Here is a 20,945-nt window from a genome sequence, read left to right on the forward strand (position 1 = left end):
CGGAAAGTGCCCCTAGGGCTTGGATCAAACTGTAGGTTCGCCCCCCAGGACGGTCAAGGCACGACCGCCGTGAGGTAGGCTTCGGGGATCGTCATCAGGCGCGCCGAATCGGTCCACAGGAGCGCGCTGCGAATGGCATGGTTCGGGTAAATGCGGGAGAGCACCGCACGGTAAAGCGCCATCTGCCGGATATAGCCCGCCGGGACCTCCTCGAGCGCGGTTGGCGGTGCGCGATTGGTTTTAAAATCGACAATCAAGACCTCGTCATCGGTGATCGCGAGGCGGTCTACTTGCCCCGAGACGACGTTCTCACCGATCATCCCGGCGACTGGCGCTTCGGCGATGGACCCCGGCGCGAAGACCTCGGCGAAGTCCGGGTGCGCGAGAACAGCCAACGTCTCGGCAACGATCGCCTCTTGGACCTGCGGCTCGAACGGCGTGCCCGATTGCGCGACAAAGCGTGCGGCAACCGCCGCGCGTTCGGTCGCCGCGACCTCGGGCAGAAACTGCAAGAGCCGGTGCACGACATTGCCCCTCCGAAACCGGACCGGATCGTCGTCGATCGGCGATCGGACGGTTTGCTCGTCGCCGCTGGGGCGCGACGGCGACAGGGGCCGCGGTGGAAACGGTTCGCGCGACGGCGCTTGGTCGACCCACGCCGGCAGCGGTTGTCGTGCGAACGGCAGGTCCTGTTGCGTGGGCGTCGCCGCAACCGGCGCGACCTGAATACCCACGCACCGCCGGACCGTTTGGGGCCCGGCATCTTCACCGAAATCGACCTCGACGTCGGCACCCAATTCGTCTGCGGCCTCGGCCATCAAGTCATACCAGCATCCCTTGGCCCGCCGGTTGCGCGTTTCCCAACCGCACACATAAAGGCGGTCTTCGGCCCGGGTCATGGCGACGTAAAGAAGGCGCCGGTATTCGCGGTCGCGGGCCTCGCGCGTGCGCTCGCGCGCGTCGCGCGACAATGCGTCGTCGGCCTCTTTGCGCGCGGGCCACAGTAAAAGCGCCTCGTCGGTATCGTCGGTCCAAAAGAAGGGGCTTTCCTCCAGCGGCAAAGTACAGGTGTCGGGCAAGATGACGACCGGTGCCTGCAATCCCTTCGCGCCGTGCACGGTCATGACCCGGACCTGGTTACGCGCCTGCTCGAGATCGCGTTTGACCTCCGCCTCGTCGACCTCGATCCAACGCAAGAATCCCTCCAGCGAGGGCGCGTGATCGCGCTCGAACGCCAGCGCGCGGGACATGAACTCGTCCATCGGGTCTTCGGCTTCGCGGCCCAGACGGCCCAAAAGTTTCGCGCGGCCACCGCCGCCCAGAACCGCCGCGTAGAAATCGTAGGGCGTAACAAAATCGGCGAGGTTCATGACCCCGACGAGGAATTCGTAGGCAGACAGAAAATTTGGGTTTTCGGCGTGCCGTTCTTGCAATGTCGTCCATAGGCGCGCTTCCCCGCGCGCAGCCGCCAAATCGAATAGCTGTGCGTCGTCGAACCCGCAAAACGGCCCCTTCAGGACGGCGGCCAAGGTCAGGTCGTCCTCCGGCAACAGGACAAACCGACCCAGCGCGATCAAATCCTCAACAACGAGTTGTTTTGTCAGGATCATTCTGTCGGCACCCGCCACCGGCACGCCCTCTTTCTTGAGCGCTAGCACCATTTCTTCGAAAAACAGGCCGCGGCGCCGGACCAAAATCATGATGTCCTCCGGCCGCACCGGCCGGTTGCGCGCGACCAGGATTTCGTCGCGGTCGATCCACGCCTTGATCGTCCGCGCAATCCGTGTGGCCAGCCGCGCCTCCGCGCTGCTCGCCAGGACCTGCCCGACCGGTGCATCCCATGCGACCTTTTCCGGCTCGGTCGCCGTGATCGTCGGCCACACTTCGACCAAACCCCCAAACCCCTGGCGAAAGGCCGTATGCGGTTGCCACGTATCCTCGAACGTCACGCCCGCGCGGGCCGCCGGGTCGCGGAAAACCCGATCGACGAACTCAAGCACTTTCGGTACCGAGCGGTAGGACGTCAGCAGCGGCACTTCCTGCCACCCCGCCTGGGCACCGGCGGCGCGATCGCGAAACAGGTGCCGCATTTCCTCGAACGCCTTGGGGTCCGCGCCCTGGAAGCTGTAGATCGACTGCTTCTCGTCGCCGACAACGAACACCGTCCGCAGCGCGTCGCGGGCGCCCGCGCCGGCAAAGAACTCTTCGGCCAGCGCGAAAACGACCTCCCATTGCTCGGGGCTCGTATCCTGGGCTTCGTCAACCAAGATGTGGTCGATCCCGCCGTCCAGTTTGAACAGGATCCACGGCGTGATGGCGCTTTGGGTCAGAAGCGCCCGCGCCCGCAGGATCAAGTCGTCGTAATCGAGCGCGTTGCGGGCGCGCTTGGCCTCTTGGTAGCGGGTGAGAATGGCATCGCCCAGTTCCAGGAGCGCCGCCGTGCCGAACGCCACATTGACGGCGCGGCGCCGCTCGGAAACCGCGACGATGCGCTCGGCCTCGCGGATGAGAATGTCCTCTGCGTCCGGCATCCGTTCGCGCGACGCTTTGGTCAGAAGTCGTTCAAAAATGGTGCCGTCCTTCTTCTTCAGGAAGGCGGCGACGTACTCGCTGAAGGCAGCTGCCCGCGCGCCTGCATCTTGGCTCAACCATGACGCCAGAGTCTCGCCGCGCCGCACATCGGTCTTGGAACCGCGGAGCAGGAGCTTCGCTACCGCCCGCAAACCGGGTTCGTTGAAACCGCCGGTACACGCCGCGGCGACGACCGTCTCATCGCTTTCGTCCGGTGCGACATGCAGGGCCGCGAAGGTCGCATCGATCAGTTTTGCAATCCCGCCCCGGCCAGCGATCAATCGGTCGATGCGGCCGCGTTCGCCCACCATCCGGTTGACGACCTCCAGAAAACGCGATTCGCCGACCCGGCCGTTGACGGTCGACAACGCTCGGCTCAGGCTTTCGTCTTCGCTCGCATCGAGCAGAACACCATCGCGGGCGCTGGCCAACAGGTCGAGCGCGCGGCGATCGTCGTACACCTCGAAGTTCGGCGGCTGGCCCGCTTCCAACGGAAAGCGCGCAAGCAGCGATTCGCAAAACCCATGGATCGTCTGGATACGCAAACCGCCGGGCGTCTCCAGGACGCGCGCAAACAACCGCCGGGCGAAGACCAGCATCGCGGCATCGACCGCGCCGCCGGTGGTTTGGCGCAACGTGGCGGTCAACTCAGTGTCGCTCTGAACGACCCAGCGACTTAGTTCCCGAAACAGGCGGTCCGACATTTCGGCCGCCGCCGCTTTGGTGAACGTCAGGCACAACAACCGGTGGGGCTCGACCCCGTCGAGGAGGAGGCGCAGCAACCGGTCGACCAACACACTTGTTTTGCCCGACCCCGCCGATGCCGCCACCCAAACGTTCTGGCTCGGATCGCCGCCGACATATTGCGCGTCGCTCTTGACGCGGGCGCCGCTCACCGCCGGGGCACTCATCCTTCGGTCTCGCCTTCGGCGGCCCATTCCTTGAACCGCGCGAGATGCTCGTAATCGTCGAACCGCGGCGCGGCGAAGGGCCTGGGCCGGCACAGGTACGGCGTCTCGGCGTTATCGAAGGCGGCGACGATCGCTTCGATGCCGTCGCGCGCGGCGGCAACCAAGGCCGCGATGCCACCGTCTTCGGCATCGACGCGCACCGGTTGCAGTTTGCCGGCGGCGGCACCCCCCAACTTCCAATAGGCCAGTTCGCTCACCGGCGCCGGCGCGACCCCCTCGAAACCGCCCGCCTCGGCGATCACGGCCTCAACCGGTAACTGGGGACTAAGCCCCAACTTGACGTCCTCCTGGCGGGGGACCGCGCCGGTCTTGTAGTCGATGACCGAAAGCGATCCATCGGGGAGACGATCGACCCGGTCGGCTTTGGCGGTCAGGGTGAACGGCCCATGGGGCGCGGCAAAGGTCCAACGGCCGCGCGCTTCGCTCAGGACCGTTTTGGTCGTTTGTCGCCGCTCGCGTTCGATCCCCAAGAACCAATCGGCGATCTGTTCAAACCACGGCCACCAGAACGCCGCGACGATCGGCTCGTCCAGCGTATCGCCGAAGGCCTTCTTACCAAAGTCGTGCAACGCCTCAAGCGCATTGCCCGGCAAGTCGTCGGGATACGCCGTGACAAAATCGTCGAGCGCTTGGTGGATGAACGACCCACGATCCGCCGCGCCCGGCGACGTGTCGATCGGGTCGAGAGCCCGTAGACCCAGAACCTTCTTGGCGTAAACGCCGTAAGGATTGCGCACCAGCAACTCGACGTCCGTGGCCGATAGTTCGCGCGGCCGCGCCGCCACCGGCGGGGCGAACGACGGCGGTGCGACTGGATGAGCGACACCGTCCCAATCCAAACGCTGCATCCAGCCGACATACCGCGCGGCGCGCACGGCTTCGGCTTCCTGGGGCGGACCCACGAGTGTTTCAAGTCGCAACAACCAGCGCGATGCAACCGTCGGCGTCCCCTCGACCTTGAGCGCACGGGTCAAGACGACCTCCGGCGCGCAGGCATTTTGCACGAAGTCATGGGCCGACAACCCGATCCGCCGTTCCGGCAACGGCAGGCCGAAGCGCTGACGCATGGGCCGGCTGAGCCACGGATCGGCATCGGTTTCGGGCGGCCACTTGCCCTCGTTCAGGCCGCCGAGGATCAATAGATCGGCCTGTTGCAGCCGCGCCTCCAGCGGACCCCAAATGGACAGGCGCGGGTGGCCGCCAAATCGGGGTCGAACGACGCGGTCGGCCATCAGCGCTTCGACCAGCGCGGGATAGTCGCCACCCCATATCTTTGGAAGACCGGCGGCTCCTTCGGTGATTTCGCGAAAGAGATCGGAAAGCGCCTCGCCCGCGTCGCCTTGCCACAGGCGATCGCGACCGGACTCGGCGTCGCTCTTGGCGAGGGTTTCGGCAAATTCGACGTGGGCATGGACCAGCTCGCCAAGGGGGACATTCGGCCGCCGCAGAATTGCAGCAAACGGCTTGGCCGCGCGCTCCAAGCGCCGCAACCACTGGCGCAACGCCTCGGGCGCGCCGCGCCGCGCCAAAGCCATCTGGAGATCCTTGAACCCACGACCGGGCCGGGGCCCGTGCAGAACCGCAAGCTCCAACTGCCGAACCATGGCCCGAAACCGCCCCGGCGCCTCTCCCCCGGCGGCTAACGGATGCTTGAGTGCCGCGAGCAACGGCACCGGCGCAAGGTCGTCCGCAATCATACGAACCACGAGTCGTACGAAAGCCCCCGGTGCCGTTTGACTGAGCGGCGCCCCGCCTGAGTCATCGACCTCCAGCCGCCAGCGCTGAAGTTCCGCCGCCACCCGGCGCGCTAGCGCGCGGTCGGACGTCACCAGCGCGGCGGTCTTACCGGGCACCTCGAGGGTTTCGCGCAACAACAGCGCGATCACGCCGGCCTCCTCGCGCGGGCCCGGACACTCGATCCGCGTGATCCCGCCCATCGCCTCTTCAGGAAGACCGCGCATGCGGTGCCATTGGTCGGTCGACCCCGCCGGACGCATCACCTCCGAAAACAACTGGAAGCGCGCATGATCCTCCGCCCCGCGGTCCCAGTGCGCGACATCGGCGCGGTCGACCCCGAGACGTTCGAGAAGCTGTTTCATCCCGAATTGCGGATGCGTCTGTTCGATCATCTGCCAGGCGGCATCGTCCAAGCGTTGATCCAAGCCCGGCAGGATCAGCGCGCCGTTTGGCATCGCAGCGATGGCCCCTAAAAGATTTGCAGTGGCTGGCACGCTCCCGGTCGATCCCGCCGCCACCACTGGATTATTCGGCGGCGCGCGCCGCCAGTGATCGGCCAAGGCGGCAAGCAGCAGGTTGCGATGGGTCGCGGGGTCGACGAACCCCTGGGTGGCGATAACGTTGGGCCATTCGTGGGTAACGATCTGCAGGAACTCGAGCGTTTTCTGCCAATGGTGGGCCAGCCCATCCGGCACCAAGGATTTCAGGCCCTCGAACGACAGTCCTTCGGTTTGAACTTGATCGATCAGGCGGGCCAGCTCGCGCGCAAGACCGGCGGCATGGCCGGGTTCGCGTGGCGCGGCATCGTAGCGATGGCTCCAGCGAATGATGATCGACGTGAGCAACAACTGGCGCAGCACCGCCGGGATCGCCGGCGGTATTTGCGCAATACCACCACCTTCTTTCCCCAACGCGTCGGCAATCAGCGAATCGAGCGCCAGTTCTTCGACATCGATGTCGCCGATGGGCCGAATGTGCGGCAATAGCATGGGACGACCGCCGCTTTGTCGCAGAAAGGCTTCCTGCAGCGCCCGCACCGACCGGCGGGTCGGTAACAGAACACGGACGCGGCTCAATCCGGGCGTGTCGCCATAACGCGCGATCAGCCCGGCCGCGAGCGAATCCACGAACGACGTCCCCGACTGAATGGTGAAGACAGTCGTCGCATGGCGGCGCACATCCGCTGCGCCACCAAAAAGATCGCCTTGTAGATCGTTGCCCACTCAGCCCCCGAGCGCGCGGTCGGTCAACGAAATGGCCTCCGGCGTGCCGACATGAAACCAGTCGTCATCGTGCACGACACCGAAAAGCCGCCCCGCTGCGATCGCCCGATCCCACACGACATTGTTGGAAAACGGTCCCACCGGAACGTCCGAATAGGCGCGGGGGTGGCAAATCAGCAATCCGGCATAGACGAAGGGTGCCTCGGCCGCCGCGCCGCGCCGCGCAAGTCGGCCGTCCGGGCCGAGGAAGAAATCGCCGCGTCCGTCGAACCCGGTGGCCGTTTCGCGCGGTTGAACCAGCATCAAAACGTCCATCGTGTCATCGTTCCAAACGGCCGCGAGACGTCCAAGTCCGTTGCCCCGGCGCACGACGTCGCTGGCGGCGACAACGAACGACTGGGGCCCGAGCAAGGGCAACGCCTTGGCAACCCCGCCGCCGGTATCGAGCAGCGCATCGGTTTCGTCCGAGATCGTCACCTTAGGTGCCGCACGATCGTCGCGCCGCCCCAGGTGGGCGCGCAGCTGTGTCGCCAAATGGTGCACGTTGACCACGGCCGTCCCCACGCCTGCCGCCGCCAACTCGTCGAGGACGTGGTCGAGCAATGCTTTGCCGCCAACCTCAATCAGCGGCTTTGGGGTACGTTCGCCGAGCGCGCCGAGCCGTCGGCCATAGCCCGCCGCCAACACGATCGCCGCGCGGGCCCGACCGGTCACGGCCCACCCGCCGGCGGCGTGAAGGTTTCCGGCGTTGGGGCGGTGCGGCGCAACGAAAGGGCAACGTGGCGATCGAACCAGTCCCGCAGCGGTGCCAATGGCGGCGATTCCAGGTCGCCCTCGAGGTGCCGCCAAACTCGCGGCATCAACTTGAGATAACCGCTCTTGCCGTCGCGCCGAAACAGGCGCCCGAACACGCCGAGAATGCGCGTGTTCCGTTGCGCGCCGGCCACGGCAACGGACACCCGAAACCGGCTCTCTTCGGCACCGGACATCCCCGCGCAGTACTGCGCGAGCGACGCCTCGACCACGCCCGGCGTCACGTCGCGCCGCGCGTCCTCGAGCAGCGACACCACATCGTAGGACGCCGGCCCTGCAACCGCGTCTTGGTAGTCCAAGAGGCCGACCCGGCGCAGGCCGGTTCGATCGGGCAGCCAAATAAGGTTCTCGGCGTGATAGTCGAACAACGTGAGCACCGGCGGTTCGCTAAGCAGTGGCGCGAGGACCTCGCGCCAGCATTCGTCGAACGTTGTGGCCGCGGTCTCGGAGACGCGGTCGCCGAGGAGGACCGGCAACGTCCACTCAAGGAAGAGCCGCACTTCGCGCAACGCGCGCGCGCCGTCGAAGACAGGCGTGTCGGGCGGCACGTCGCGCCCATGGAGATCGCGGAGCAGCGCGATCGCGGCAGCGTAAAGCGCCGGCTCGGACGCGCCGCGCGCCAGGACCCGACTGTAAAGATCGTCGCCCAGGTCTTCGAGCAACAGGAATCCTCTGTCGGGATCGGCCGCCAGAACCTGCGGCGCGCTATAGCCGAACCCGTGGAGCGCCGCTCCCACGCGCAGGAACGGGCGGACGTCCTCGCGCCCGGGCGGCGCGTCCATCAAAATGGCGGACCGTGCCGCCGCCCCGATCCGGAAATAGCGGCGAAACGAGGCATCGCCGCTCAGCGGTTCGATTCGGGCATCGCCCCACCCCGACACCGCAAGGAATTGCGCCGCCGCCTGTTCGCGGTCGCTCACGAGGACCAATCCTCGGCGTCGACGCGGTTCGCCAGCGCGCCGCTTCCCGAGATCTCGACCATGCGCCCGTCGCCGTCATGGTGCAGGGCGATATCGATCCGATCATCGGGAAGATACGGCCCCAAGCGATCCGGCCATTCCACCAAGGCGATCCCCTCGGCCAATGCATCCTCAAGGCCCAACTCCCACGTCTCTTCGGGCGAGCGGATGCGGTAGAGATCGAAATGCCAGACGATCATGTGCGGATAGCCATACACCAACACCAAATTGAACGTGGGACTGGCAACCTCCTCGGTCGGCGACCCCGCGATCGTGCGGATGACCTGTCGCGCGACCACGGTCTTGCCGACGCCGAGTTCGCCGCGCAGCGCCACGAAATCGCCCCGGCGCAAAAATCGGGCGAGTTTAGCGGCGAACGCTTCGGTCGCCGCGAGATCGGCAAGGCGAACTTGAATAACGCGTCTCCCCGGTGCCGACGCCGGCGGCGCCCACCGGTCGGCGCGTTTCCTCGACCGCCGCAGTGGCGGTTGTTAGGCCGCCGCGCGCGGGGCCGCGGCGCGGATGTCGCCCTCGACGTAGGATTCGAACTGAACGAAGTTTTGCTGGAAGCGACCGACCAGACCCGCCGCCGTTTTCTCGTAGGCGCTTTTATCGGACCACGTTTCGCGCGGATTGAGAACCGCCGCCGGCACCCCTTGGCAGGACTGCGGCACACTGAGACCGAAATAGGGATCGACCCCGAACTGCACCGAGTCCAGGCCGCCATGCAACGCCGCGTTGAGCAGGGCGCGGGTGTACTTGATCGACATCCGTTCGCCCACGCCGTAGGCGCCACCGGTCCAACCGGTGTTCACCAACCAACAGGTGACGCCCTGGGAAACGATCTTCTCGCCCAGAAGCTTGGCGTACACAGACGGATGGCGCGGCATGAACGGCGCACCAAAACAGGTTGAAAACGTCGCTTGCGGCTCGTTGCCGAGACCTTTTTCCGTCCCCGCAACCTTCGCGGTGTAGCCCGACAGAAAGTGATACATCGCCTGTTCGGGGGTCAGCCGGGAAATCGGTGGCAGCACGCCAAAGGCATCGGCGGTGAGCATGATGACGTGACGCGGATGACCGGCAGTGCCCGCTTCGATGGTATTGGGAATGAAATCGATCGGATAGGACGCGCGTGTGTTTTCCGTGTAGTGGGCGCTGTCGAGATCGAGCGCGCGGGTCGCGTCATCGACCGCGACATTCTCAAGCACGGTGCCGAACCGTCCGGTCGTCGCGTAAATCTCCGGCTCCGCCTCGGCGCTGAGACGAATCACCTTGGCATAACAACCGCCCTCGAAGTTGAAGAGCCCATTATCGCTCCACCCATGCTCGTCGTCGCCAACCAAGCGCCGGTTGGGGTCCGCGGAAAGCGTAGTTTTCCCGGTTCCGGAGAGGCCGAAGAAGATCGCCGAATCGCCCTGCCCGCCAACATTGACCGAACAATGCATCGGCAACACGCTGCGGTCGGGCAACAGGTAGTTCAGGATCGAGAACACCGACTTTTTGATTTCGCCGGCATAGGACGTCCCGCCGATCAAGACCGTCCTGTCGGCGAAGTTGACGATGATGAAGGTCCCGCTGCGGGTCCCGTCGATCGTGGGATCGGCCTCGAAGCCCGGCGCTTGAATGATCGTGAACTGCGGCGAAAAGGTCGCCAGTTCATCGGCGGTCGGGGCGATAAACATGTTCTGCGCAAACAGATTATGCCACGCCGCTTCGGTCACGACCCGCACCCCCAACCGATACCGGGAATCGGCGCCGGCCCAACAGTCCTGGACGAAAAGGTCGCGGCCTTGCAGGTAGGCCAGCATCCGTTGGCGCAACGTGGTGTAGTGGGCGATGTCGATATCTTTGTTGACCGCGCCCCACCAAATATTTGCTTCGTTCTCCGGCTCGCGGACAATGAACTTGTCCTGGGCCGACCGGCCGGTGTGTTCGCCTGTTAGGACAACCAGCGCGCCGCCCTCGGCCAACTTCGCTTCGCGGCGGAGGATCGCTTCTTCGTAGAGACGCGGAGCCGTTAGGTTCCAATGGACCGTCCCGGTATTTCGAATGCCGATATCCTCAAGACTGCGCCGCACCCAAACCTCCTGCGCCTTTCATAGGATCGCCAACCGTAGATAGCCCAAGAATCGGGCGCAACCTGTTAGGCCCGCCCAATGTCCAATTGGCTGGGGATAAATCACGACTTTTGGGCGGCGCGGGTCAGACGAACCAGTTCCAGGCGGGCGGCGTCCCGCGTATACACCCGCTGGGCGAAATCGACCCGGCAAGTGGCCGCGCCCAGCCGAAAGTCGCAGCCGTCGGGATCGCATCCGGTCATGATCCACGCGCCAGGCGCCCCCCCGTTTGCCGCGGCGATGAGCGCCACGGCATCGGCGTGATCGGCATTCATATGCGCCAAAATCTCCGATTCCGCCGTGACGATGTCGGCGTCCGCCCCCACCGGCGTCGCCAGCTCGTTCCAGTCGATCCATTGAATGATGCCAAACCCCGCCACCAGATGGGCGCGCGACGGCTCGAACCGGTACAACCCGAAATCGGCGAAGGCAATGTAGTCGCCCGCGTCGGGATGGCGCGCAAGGTAGCGCGAGCGCGCATGGTCGTCCGTGGTCGCCACCAACGTTCCCTGCAGCGTCACCCGCGTCCCCGTCAGCGGACTGGCCAACCCGGCGGTCGCGTCAAAGAGAAGGCTGGCGCGCGCATCGGCCAGCGCGTTCTGCGTGTGCTCGGCGAGGGTCGACAGAAGAAGGACCGGTCGGCCGTCGCTTTGGGTTGCGACCAGAACCAGCGACGCATAGGGCACACCCGTCCCCGGCGGCCGGGTCATCGTGGCAAGGCCGCCAGTCAGCGTCCGGCGAATCGCCTGGCGCGCAACAACAACCGGATCTAGCGACATCGGTTAGGTGTCCTTCGTGGTTTGTGCGCCTGTCTAAAATACCGCGCGGCGGCACGGTTTCGGTCGCTAACGACCCTAAGTGACGACTTTATTGCCTGGGTGGGATGCTTTCATAGTAATTCGCCCTACTAATGCCTAGATTCGGTCACACAGAGAGGCTTTCTCTCATTGGGCCGGGGACGCGCGTGGCCGCGACAATCGCACTCGTCGACGACGACCGAAACATTTTGACGTCGGTGTCCATCGCCCTCGCGGCGGAGGGCTTTGCCGTCGATACCTATGCCGACGGTCAAGAGGCCCTCGACGGCCTCAACAAGAAACCGGTCGATTTGGTAATTCTCGATATCAAGATGCCGCGCATGGACGGCCACGAACTTCTCAGCCGGCTGCGGCGGACCAGCGCAACGCCGGCGATTTTCTTGACCTCGAAGGACGACGAGATCGACGAAGTGCTCGGCCTCAAGATGGGCGCGGACGATTACATTCGCAAACCGTTTTCCCAGCGCCTGTTGCTGGAGCGCGTCCGGGCGGTTCTGCGCCGGGCCGAGCCGGTCCCGCAAAAGGGGGACGCCGAGACCGGCGCAGGCAATTTGATCGCCCGCGGGTCGCTGACCATGGATCCCGCGCGCCACGCCTGCACCTGGCGCGGTCAAGAGGTTCGCCTCACCGTGACCGAATTTCTCATTCTCCAGGCGCTGGCGAACCGCCCCGGCCATGTCAAAAGCCGCGACCAGCTCATGGACGTCGCTTACGACGACCAGATCTATGTCGACGACCGGACCATCGATAGCCACATCAAGCGACTGCGCAAAAAGTTCCGCGAGGTCGACGCCGAGTTCGATTCGATCGAGACCCTCTACGGTCTGGGTTACCGGTTTCGCGAGAGATAGCGCCGCATGAGGGTACGCCAACCGGAACCCCGGCAGCGCCGGGGCGGTCTCGCGTTCGTGACAAACCGCCGCGCTGTCGGGTACCGGTCGGTCAAGGGCGCGCGGCGCCGGTTGGGTTCGATCACTGCACGGATCCTGACCCTCAACCTGCTCGCCCTGATGCTCCTGGTATTCGGTCTTTTCTATGTCGACGAATTCCGCGACGGTTTGGTTGAGGCAAAAATCCAAGGTCTGCGGACCGAAGGCGAGATTATCGCCGGCGCATTGGGCGAATCCGCGTTGGAGCCCCAATCGCTGGGCCCCTCGATAGACCCCACGGCCACGCGGCAACTTCTGCGCCGGCTCATCGAACCGACCGACGAGCGCGCCCGCGTCTTCGATCCGGACGGCGCATTGATTGCCGACAGCCGCAGCCTTCTCGAAGCCGGACGCGAGGTAGAGTTCGAGATTCTACCGCCTGTCGCCGACCTGTCCTTTGCCGAAAAAACCTACGACGCCACCGGCGATCTGTGGCGAACGATCACCGGCGGGCCTCGACTGCCGGCGTATATCGAGCGAAGCGATCAGGCTGGGCACGACTACCCTGAGGTGATCGGCGCCCTGGCGGGCGAGTTCGGTTCGGCGCAACGGGCAAGGAACGGCGAGGTCATCCTGTCCGTCGCATTACCCATCCAGTCGTTCAAGCGGGTTCTCGGGGTTTTGATGTTGACCGCGGACACCGCCGACGTCGATGCCCGGGTTAGAGAGTTCCGGCTCGCGATCTTGCAAGTTTCCGGCATCGCGTTCGCGATCACCGTCCTTCTGTCGCTGTACCTCGCCGGAACCATCGCCCGTCCCGTGAAACGCCTTGCCGCCGCCGCGGAACGCGTGCGCGGCGGCCCCGGCCGGGAGACTGAGATTCCCGATTTCACCTACCGTTTGGATGAGATCGGCGAGCTGTCCGGGGCATTGCGCGATATGACATCGACGCTCTACAAGCGCCTCGATGCCATCGAATCCTTTGCCGCCGATGTGGCCCACGAGATCAAGAATCCGTTGACCAGTCTACGGAGCGCCGTGGAGGCGTTGGACAAGGCCCGCGACGACGCCCAGCGGCAACAGCTCCTCGATATCGTGCGCGACGACGTCGGCCGGATCGACCGATTGCTGAGCGACATCTCGGACGCCTCGCGGCTCGACGCCGAATTATCCCGAACCCAGATGGCACCCGTTAATTTGCGGCGCTTGTTGGAAACCATCGTCGAGGTGCACCAGGCTACGGGAAAGGCTGGCGACATCGGGTTTCAGCTACAGATCGCCGGGGACGGCCCCTTCTTTGTACTTGGGATCGAGGACCGGCTTGGACAGGTCATGCGCAACATCGTCGGCAATGCGCGATCGTTTAGTCCCCCAGGCTCGACGATCGCGTTATCCCTATACCGGACCGGTAAGACCGTAGAAATCGCCTGCGAAGACGATGGCCCGGGATTTCCCACCGAAAACATCGACCGGGTTTTCGAACGTTTTTATTCCCAGCGACCCGATGGCGAAGCATTCGGCACCCACTCGGGCCTGGGCCTAAGCATTTCGCGGCAGATCGTCGACGCCCATCGCGGTACGATCGCGGCGACCAACCGCGTCGACGACCAAGGCGTAACGTGCGGTGCGCGCGTCACGATCGTGCTTCCAGCGCTGGATCCGGGCGTTGACTCGACCTAACGCCAAGCGCAGGCTCCCGGCGCCATGATTGTCGTCCATGCAACATGTGTCGAAGTCGGCGGCGGCGCCGTTCTCCTACGCGGGCCCTCGGCGGCGGGAAAATCCGATCTGGCACTGCGACTCATCGACGAAGGTGCGAAACTCGTGGCCGACGACCAAGTTCAATTGACCGCGGTCCGGGGGGAACTCATCGCGTCGGCCCCAGTGCAACTTTCCGGCAAAATCGAGGTGCGCGGCATCGGCATTTTCGACCTTGCGGATGAACGCGTTTCGCCGCGCGCGCGGGTCGTTCTAGTGGCCGATCTAGGCCCCAGTGCGGATGTCGCCCGTCTGCCGAACCGCACCTCCTGCCGTCTTGAGTCCATCGACGTTCCCCTGATCGCCGTTGCCCCCTTCGAAGCGTCTTCGCCGGCCAAAATCCGGCTGGCGTTGCACGCCTGGCGTGCGGCCGGACGCAACGCCCAAGCCCTCAACGATGCTTGACCGCCCCGCCACGACATCCGCGGAGGAACCCCCGCCTAAGCTGCGGGTTCTCCTCGTCACCGGTATTTCCGGTGCCGGGAGGTCCACGGCGCTCAAGCTGCTTGAAGACGCGGGCTATGAGGCCATGGACAACATCCCGCTTAATCTGCTGATCGGTTTCCTCGCCGCCGATCCGGCGACTCTGCTGACGCGCCACGGCGCAATCGCCGCCGGCATCGATATCCGGACCCGCGACTTCGATGTCGAACACTTTGTCGAACGGATCGCGCCGCTGCGCGAACGGGCGGACATGCACGTCTCTCTTCTATTTATGGATTGCGACGACGAGGTGCTGTCGCGCCGGTACACCGAGACCCGGCGGCGTCACCCGCTCGCCGAGGACCGCCCGGTTCTCGATGGCATTCGCATGGAGCGCGACATGATCGGCGGCCTACGACAGCACGCCGATCTCGTCGTCGACACCTCCGCGATGATTGCGGGCGACCTGCGCGAGGTTCTGTCCGGTCACTTCCAACTGGCCGAGAGTCCGGTCCTCACCGCCACGGTCGTCTCGTTTTCGTTCCGCAAAGGGTTGCCGCGCGAAGCCGATCTTGTGTTCGATGTCCGATTCCTGCGTAATCCCCATTACGTCGAGGAACTAAGGCCAAAATCTGGAATGGACAGCGACGTCGCCGCCTATATCGAAGCCGATCCCGCGGCCGCGGGATTTCTAGGGACGGTGGGAAACCTGTTGGTCGATTTGTTGCCGCGTTACGCCCGCGAAGGCAAAACCTACCTGACGGTCGCAGTTGGATGCACCGGCGGCCAACATCGATCGGTCTATATCGCCGAACAACTTGCGGCCCGTCTAGAAACCGGCGGTCACGCGATCAATCTGCGTCACCGCGACGTCGATCGGACCGGCGCGTGAGTCGATGATTGGCGTGGTCGTCGTTTCGCAAGGCGCGCTCAGCCGAGAGTTCGTGACGGCGGCCGAGCACGTTGTCGGACCCCAGGAAAATATCGCCACAGTTTGTCTCGACTGGAACAGCGAAGTGGGCGAGTGCGGCAACCGGATCCATGACGCCGTGACCCAGGTCGATCGCGGCAGCGGTGTCATCATCGTGGCCGACATGATGGGCGGGACACCCTGCAACTTGGCCGTCGCCGAAATGAAAAGCCCGAACGTCGAAGTGATCGCCGGGCTCAACCTCCCGATGCTTCTCAAGCTGCTAACCACTCGGGCGGGCGGCGACGTTGCCGGCGTCGCCGCCGCCGTCGAACAAACCGGACGCACGCACATCAAACGCGTCGGTGCCCCGTAGGCCGATGCCCGATACCGAAGGCTGGCTCGTCCAAGCAGTAGAGATCGTCAACGAACGCGGCTTGCATGCGCGGGCTGCCGCCCGCCTTGTCACGGTTGCCGGCCAATTCGATGCCGACATAACCGTTTCCAAGGACGACCACACGGTCCCGGCCCGCTCGATCATGGGCTTACTTCTCTTGGTCGCCGGCCTCGGATCATCGATAACCCTCGCCGCCAAAGGCCACGACGCCCCAGAAGCGATCGCCGCAGTCGCAGCATTGGTCCAAAACCGCTTCGATGAGGCCAAATAAAGATTACGATATAAAGATATCTTTATTTCTTCCGGCCTTCCTGCTATGTAGCGCGCTCACTCTTCCCGAAGAAACGCCCTGTGGCCGTGGAGTCCCCCACGGACGGGCCGCCGCGCCGGAGCCGAAATGACAGAATTCACCGACTACAAAGTTAAAGACATGTCCCTTGCCGCCTGGGGCCGTAAGGAACTGACGATCGCCGAAATCGAGATGCCGGGCCTCATGGCCGTCCGCGACGAATACGGCCCGAGCCAGCCGCTCAAGGGCGCGCGGATCGCGGGCTGCATCCACATGACCGTCCAAACCGGCGTGTTGATCGAGACCCTAGTTGCGCTGGGCGCTGACGTCCGGTGGTCGTCGTGCAATATCTATTCGACCCAAGACCACGCGGCGGCGGCGATTGCAGCCAGCGGCATTCCGGTCTTTGCCGAGAAGGGCGAGACGCTCGAAGAATACTGGGAATACGTCCACAATATCTTCGAATGGTCCGACGGCGGCGCGCCGAACATGATTCTGGACGACGGCGGCGACGCCACCATCCTCGTTCATCTCGGGCGCGAAGCGGAGAAGGACGCCTCGGTCCTCGACAACCCGTCCAACGAAGAAGAAGAGGTTCTCTTCGCGTCGATCAAACGCCGCCTGACCGAAAAGCCGGGCTGGTACACCACGCTCGGCGACGCAATCCGCGGGGTCACCGAAGAAACCACGACCGGCGTCCACCGCCTCTACGAGATGGAGAAGAAGGGCACGCTGTTGTTCCCCGCCATCAACGTCAACGATTCGGTGACCAAGTCGAAGTTCGACAACCTTTATGGTTGCCGCGAGAGCCTCGTCGACGGCATCCGCCGCGGCACCGACGTGATGATGGCCGGCAAGATCGCCGTCGTTGCCGGGTACGGCGACGTCGGTAAGGGGTCGGCCCAGTCGTTGCGCAACGCCGGCTGCCGCGTTCTGGTCACCGAAATCGATCCGATCTGCGCGCTCCAAGCGGCCATGGAGGGCTTCGAAGTCGTCACCATGGAAGGTGCGGCGCCGCGCGGCGACATCTTCGTGACGGCCACCGGCAATCTGGACGTGATCACGCTCGATCACATGCGGGAAATGAAGGACCGCGCCATTGTCTGCAACATCGGTCACTTCGATTCCGAAATTCAGATCAGCGCCCTGAACAACTTCAAGTGGGATGAAATCAAACCGCAGGTCGACGAGGTCGAGTTCCCCGACGGCAAGAAGTTGATCATCCTCTCGAAGGGCCGTTTGGTGAACCTCGGCAACGCCATGGGTCATCCGAGCTTCGTGATGAGCGCGTCGTTCACCAACCAAGTGCTGGCGCAGATCGAGTTGTGGAACAACACCGGCGACTACCAGAACAAAGTCTACGTTCTGTCGAAAGCCTTGGACGAAAAGGTTGCGGCCCTACATCTGACGAAGCTTGGCGCCCAGCTCACCGTGCTCAACGACAAGCAGTCCAAGTACCTGAACCTTGCGCCGAAGGGTCCGTTCAAGCCCGAGCACTACCGCTATTAGCGCGCGCCGTTAACCAATGGAGCCTCCGGAATCCGGTCATACGCACCGGATTCCGCGGGTTTCGGCCCACGCCGTGGCATAAAAACGTTCCAGCGCAACGGGTTGTTGCGCTATAGTTCGACCCTCGTTTAACGGCGAAAGACGAAGATGTCGGGGGTTCGCTAATGTCGATACCAACAATCATCGGCCTGCTGTTCGGCCTCGGATTGGTCGCGGGCGCTATCGTCCTCTCCGGCGGCAGCGCAACGGCCTTTCTCAGCTTGCCCAGCGCCATGATCGTGATCGGCGGAACCTTGGCCGCCGGCTTCATCGGCTATCAAGCCCGCTATGTGATCCTGTCGATCAAGGAAATCGGCCAGCTCCTGGTGAAGGAGAAGATCAACCGGGCGATGCTGACCGTCGAGACCGGCAAGATCATCCGCTGGGGCTACCTCGTCAAAAAACACGGCATCTTGGCGCTAGAGCGCGAAATCAAATCGGCCAAGCAGCAAGACCACTTCCTCAACTACGGCGTCGAACTGGTCATCACCGGATATTCGGGCGACGAAGTGCGCGGCATGTTGGCCGCCGCCGCCGACGGTACGATGCAGCGCAAGCTGGTTAGTGCGAATATCCTGAAGACCCTTGCATCGGTTTCGCCGGCCTTTGGGATGATCGGGACGTTGATCGGATTGATCATCATCTTGCAAAAGCTGGTGTCCGACCCCGAAGGGCTGGGGCCTGGGTTGGCGCTGGCGCTGATCACCACGCTCTACGGCGTGATCATGCAGCGTCTGGTTTTCTCGCCCGCCGCAAGCAAAGTCGAACAGAAGGCGGGCATCCTGCGGTTCCGCAACTTCTTGGTTACCGAAGGCTTCGCGATGCTCGCCGAGCACCGCAGTCCGCGCTACATCCAGGACCGCATGAACAGCTACCTCGATCCTGAGATCCACTATTCGATCGACAAGAAGGGCGGCGCATCGGGCGGCCAGCGCAAACAACAACAGCGCAAGGCCGCGTAGAAGCAATCCCCATGGCCGCCGCCCCGCCACCGATCAAACAATCCGACGCCAGCGAAGACGACTGGCTAATAACTTATGCCGACGCCATCACCCTATTGATGGCCTTCTTCGTCATCATGTTCTCGATCTCCGAGCCCAACACGGCCAAATTCGAGGAAGTGACCAAGGGCATGGTCGAGACGCTGTCGCGGCAGGAGGTCCAAAGCCCCTTCGCGGATTTGCGCAAGGATCTGAACTCGGTGGCGGCCGAGTCCGGCGAGCAAGCTCAGGTCGACACCACCTCGCGCGGCCTGACGTTCCAATTTCAGAGCGGCAAGATGTTCGCTCCCGGCTCGGCGGAGATTCTGCCCGAAGCGTTTCCGCTGCTCGACCGCGTCGCCCAGAACCTCACGCTGTTCGGTAATACAAACTACAACGTGATCGTCGAAGGGCACACCGACGATGTGCCCATCAATACCGCGACGTTCCCGTCGAACTGGGAACTGTCGTCGGCCCGCGCCGCCGCCGTGGTGCGGTATTTCCTGTCGCGTAACCTCGACCCTAAGCGGTTCCGTGCGGTCGGCCTGGCCGACACCGAATGGCCACGCAACGCCCCGCTGGTCAATCGCAGCACCGGCGAGCCCATTCCCGAAAACCGGGAAGCTAACCGCCGCGTCGTGGTGAAAATCGAGCGCTAGAAGCGGCGCCCAACCTCCCTCAGAAAGAGCCACCGGTCCGAAGGACCGGCCATAACCGCCAAAGGGCCCCAAGAAAGAGGGCCGCGCGTGTTTGTCCATTGATAAGGCCTTGGGAGGCCTCTGCCCATGTTGTTGCCGGTCCCGCCGGTCGACCCGCCCCTTGAGATCGCCCGCGATGCCGGGTCGCTGCTGCAAGCGCATGCCGACCTCGTCGCACGCTTCGGTCTTGGGGTCGCGCCGACCTTCAAACAGGAGCTCAACCGCGTGATGGCCCGCCTCGCCGCCGATGAGGGCGCGGAATCGGCGCGCCCCATCGGTCCTGTCCTTCCTAGATAGGACATCACCGCCCCATCGAAGGCGTGACGGGGGGCGGCCAATCTGGGCTATGATGCCCGCCAAAGACGACAAATCGGGGAGGCGGAAGATGACTCAGCAGTGGGATGTGATCGTTGTTGGCGGCGGCACGGCAGGGATGCCAGCTGCAACCTTTGCCGCCGAGCGTGGCGCGCGTGTCCTCGTCGTCGATGCCGCAGCCGATGTCGGCGGGACGCTCCATCTGTCGACCGGCCAGCTCAGCGCCGCCGGGACACGGCTGCAGGCGGCGAAGGGCGTCACCGATTCGACCGACGCGCACTACGACGACGTCATGCGGATCAGCAAGAACACCGCCGACAAAACCTTGGTGCGGCTCGCTGTCGACAACGCCGCCGAGACCTTCGATTGGTTGCAGGACAACGGGTTCGTGCCCCTCGACGAGCACCCGGTGCCGGGCAAGGCCCACGAACCCTACAGCGAGCGGCGCTACTACTGGGGAATCGACGGCGGTTTGACTATTCTTCAAACGCTGCGCCGACCGCTGCAAAAGCAGATCGACACGGGCCGCGTCACCCTGAAGCTATCGACCGAAGTCACCGCGCTGGTGACCGGCCCGGAAGGGGCGGTCGTCGGCGTCAAGACCAAGGGGCCGGGCGGCGACGAAACCATCCACGGGCACAATGTCGTGTTGGCCTGCGGCGGGTATTCGTCGAGCAACGAAATGTTCGAGAAACTGAACGGCGTCCCGCAATATTTCGAAGGCGCCTACCCCCATTCGCAAGGTGCTGGGTTACGCCTGGGCGAGTCGGTCGGGGGCTGGCTCCGCGGCCACGAGTATTACCTGTGTGGCTATGGCGCCGTATTGGAGGCCGACACGATCCCGGCCAAGCTCACGGCGCGCCCGATCCATCATCCCGACGTGCGCGCGCCGTGGGAAATCCACGTCAACGTGCGCGGCGAGCGGTTCGTCAAAGAAGACGTCGACAGCGTCGACGTGCGCGAACACGCCCTTGTCAAACAACCCGACCTGCGCCGCTGGGTCGTGTACGACGACGCGATCGCCAAAGCTTCACCGCCGCAATTTGCCGACACGACCAAGGACCGGGAGATGGCTTTCTTCGGCACCCATCCGATGTTCGCCAAAGCCGATTCGCTGGACGCTCTCGCGGCGGCCGCCGGGATCGACGCCAAGGGCCTTGCCGCATCGGTCGCGGCCTACAATGCCGGAGTCGAAAACGGCACACCCGATCCGATGGGCCGCGAACATCGCCCGCTCCCCATAGCCAAGGCACCGTTCTACGCAGTCCGGGTGCAGGGCACCTCGATTTCGAGCACCGTCGGCCTGGCGGTTGACGGGAACTTGCGGGTGATCGACCGGCACAACAAACCGATCGCCAATCTCTATGCCGCGGGCGAACTGCTCGGGTCGGGGCAAACCATGGGCGATTCGTTTTGCGGCGGCATGATGGCGACCCCGGCAATGACCTTCGGTCGCTTGCTCGGCCAACACCTCCTGACTTGGGGGGACCGCGCGGCCCAGGCCGCCGAATAACATCAACACGCGGCCCGAAAGGGGCCGCCTGAAAGG

General features: G+C 64.2%; 18 protein-coding genes. 11 read left to right on the forward strand and 7 right to left on the reverse strand.

Annotated elements, in window-relative coordinates; genetic code table 11:
• Positions 1-53: 53 nt before the first annotated feature.
• The 7 genes from addA to RID42_02950 all read right to left on the reverse strand — a co-directional run bounded on the left by addA (position 54) and on the right by RID42_02950 (position 11,170).
• Positions 54-3,482 (reverse strand): double-strand break repair helicase AddA, encoded by a 3,429-nt coding sequence (gene addA, locus RID42_02920; protein MEQ8246609.1) that lies wholly within the window; start codon positions 3,480-3,482, stop codon positions 54-56.
• Entirely contained in the window at positions 3,479-6,502 is a 3,024-nt protein-coding gene (addB, locus tag RID42_02925) for a double-strand break repair protein AddB (GenBank protein ID MEQ8246610.1), read from the reverse strand. The genes addA and addB overlap by 4 nt, the downstream gene beginning before the upstream one ends.
• Positions 6,503-7,216, reverse strand: a complete 714-nt coding sequence (locus RID42_02930) for a nucleotidyltransferase family protein (protein ID MEQ8246611.1) — start codon at positions 7,214-7,216, stop codon at positions 6,503-6,505. It lies immediately after the preceding gene.
• Complete coding sequence (locus tag RID42_02935; protein MEQ8246612.1) at positions 7,213-8,235, reverse strand: phosphotransferase; 1,023 nt, start codon at positions 8,233-8,235, stop codon at positions 7,213-7,215. Before RID42_02935 ends, RID42_02930 begins: the two co-directional genes overlap by 4 nt.
• Entirely contained in the window at positions 8,232-8,756 is a 525-nt protein-coding gene (gene tsaE / locus RID42_02940) for a tRNA (adenosine(37)-N6)-threonylcarbamoyltransferase complex ATPase subunit type 1 TsaE (GenBank protein ID MEQ8246613.1), read from the reverse strand. The genes RID42_02935 and tsaE overlap by 4 nt, the downstream gene beginning before the upstream one ends.
• Before the next feature lie 9 nt (positions 8,757-8,765).
• On the reverse strand, positions 8,766-10,352 hold the full coding sequence (locus RID42_02945; GenBank protein MEQ8246614.1) for a phosphoenolpyruvate carboxykinase: 1,587 nt from the start codon (positions 10,350-10,352) through the stop codon (positions 8,766-8,768).
• A gap of 101 nt (positions 10,353-10,453) precedes the next feature.
• Entirely contained in the window at positions 10,454-11,170 is a 717-nt protein-coding gene (locus RID42_02950) for a DUF2470 domain-containing protein (GenBank protein ID MEQ8246615.1), read from the reverse strand.
• Positions 11,171-11,355: 185 nt separating this feature from the next.
• Here RID42_02950 and RID42_02955 point away from each other — a divergent pair, with 185 nt between their 5' ends.
• The 11 genes from RID42_02955 to RID42_03005 all read left to right on the forward strand — a co-directional run bounded on the left by RID42_02955 (position 11,356) and on the right by RID42_03005 (position 20,909).
• Positions 11,356-12,060 (forward strand): response regulator transcription factor, encoded by a 705-nt coding sequence (locus RID42_02955; GenBank protein MEQ8246616.1) that lies wholly within the window; start codon positions 11,356-11,358, stop codon positions 12,058-12,060.
• Between the two features lie 6 nt (positions 12,061-12,066).
• Positions 12,067-13,758 carry a stimulus-sensing domain-containing protein gene (locus tag RID42_02960; GenBank protein ID MEQ8246617.1) on the forward strand — a complete coding sequence of 564 codons (1,692 nt, stop codon included), beginning with the start codon at positions 12,067-12,069 and terminating at the stop codon, positions 13,756-13,758.
• A 24-nt stretch (positions 13,759-13,782) separates the two neighbouring features.
• Positions 13,783-14,241, forward strand: coding sequence for an HPr kinase/phosphatase C-terminal domain-containing protein (locus tag RID42_02965; protein ID MEQ8246618.1), 459 nt, complete (start codon positions 13,783-13,785; stop codon positions 14,239-14,241).
• Positions 14,234-15,151, forward strand: a complete 918-nt coding sequence (gene rapZ, locus RID42_02970) for an RNase adapter RapZ (protein MEQ8246619.1) — start codon at positions 14,234-14,236, stop codon at positions 15,149-15,151. The genes RID42_02965 and rapZ overlap by 8 nt, the downstream gene beginning before the upstream one ends.
• A 4-nt stretch (positions 15,152-15,155) precedes the next feature.
• A complete protein-coding gene (locus RID42_02975; protein ID MEQ8246620.1) occupies positions 15,156-15,545 on the forward strand; it encodes a PTS fructose transporter subunit IIA in 390 nt (129 codons plus the stop codon).
• Positions 15,546-15,549: 4 nt separating this feature from the next.
• Complete coding sequence (locus RID42_02980; protein MEQ8246621.1) at positions 15,550-15,837, forward strand: HPr family phosphocarrier protein; 288 nt, start codon at positions 15,550-15,552, stop codon at positions 15,835-15,837.
• Between the two features lie 126 nt (positions 15,838-15,963).
• Positions 15,964-17,364 (forward strand): adenosylhomocysteinase, encoded by a 1,401-nt coding sequence (gene ahcY, locus RID42_02985; GenBank protein MEQ8246622.1) that lies wholly within the window; start codon positions 15,964-15,966, stop codon positions 17,362-17,364.
• Positions 17,365-17,528: 164 nt separating this feature from the next.
• Positions 17,529-18,365: a MotA/TolQ/ExbB proton channel family protein gene (locus RID42_02990; GenBank protein ID MEQ8246623.1), complete on the forward strand. Its 837-nt coding sequence runs from the start codon at positions 17,529-17,531 to the stop codon at positions 18,363-18,365.
• Between the two features lie 11 nt (positions 18,366-18,376).
• The gene (locus tag RID42_02995; protein ID MEQ8246624.1) at positions 18,377-19,042 is read left to right on the forward strand and encodes a flagellar motor protein MotB; all 666 of its coding nucleotides are present in this window, start codon (positions 18,377-18,379) and stop codon (positions 19,040-19,042) included.
• A 126-nt stretch (positions 19,043-19,168) separates the two neighbouring features.
• A complete protein-coding gene (locus RID42_03000) occupies positions 19,169-19,378 on the forward strand; it encodes a hypothetical protein (protein MEQ8246625.1) in 210 nt (69 codons plus the stop codon).
• An 88-nt stretch (positions 19,379-19,466) separates the two neighbouring features.
• Positions 19,467-20,909 carry an FAD-dependent oxidoreductase gene (locus RID42_03005; GenBank protein ID MEQ8246626.1) on the forward strand — a complete coding sequence of 481 codons (1,443 nt, stop codon included), beginning with the start codon at positions 19,467-19,469 and terminating at the stop codon, positions 20,907-20,909.
• Positions 20,910-20,945 lie beyond the last annotated feature (36 nt).

The sequence above is a fragment of the Alphaproteobacteria bacterium genome (assembly GCA_040216735.1).
GTDB lineage: Bacteria > Pseudomonadota > Alphaproteobacteria > SHVP01 > SHVP01 > CALJDF01.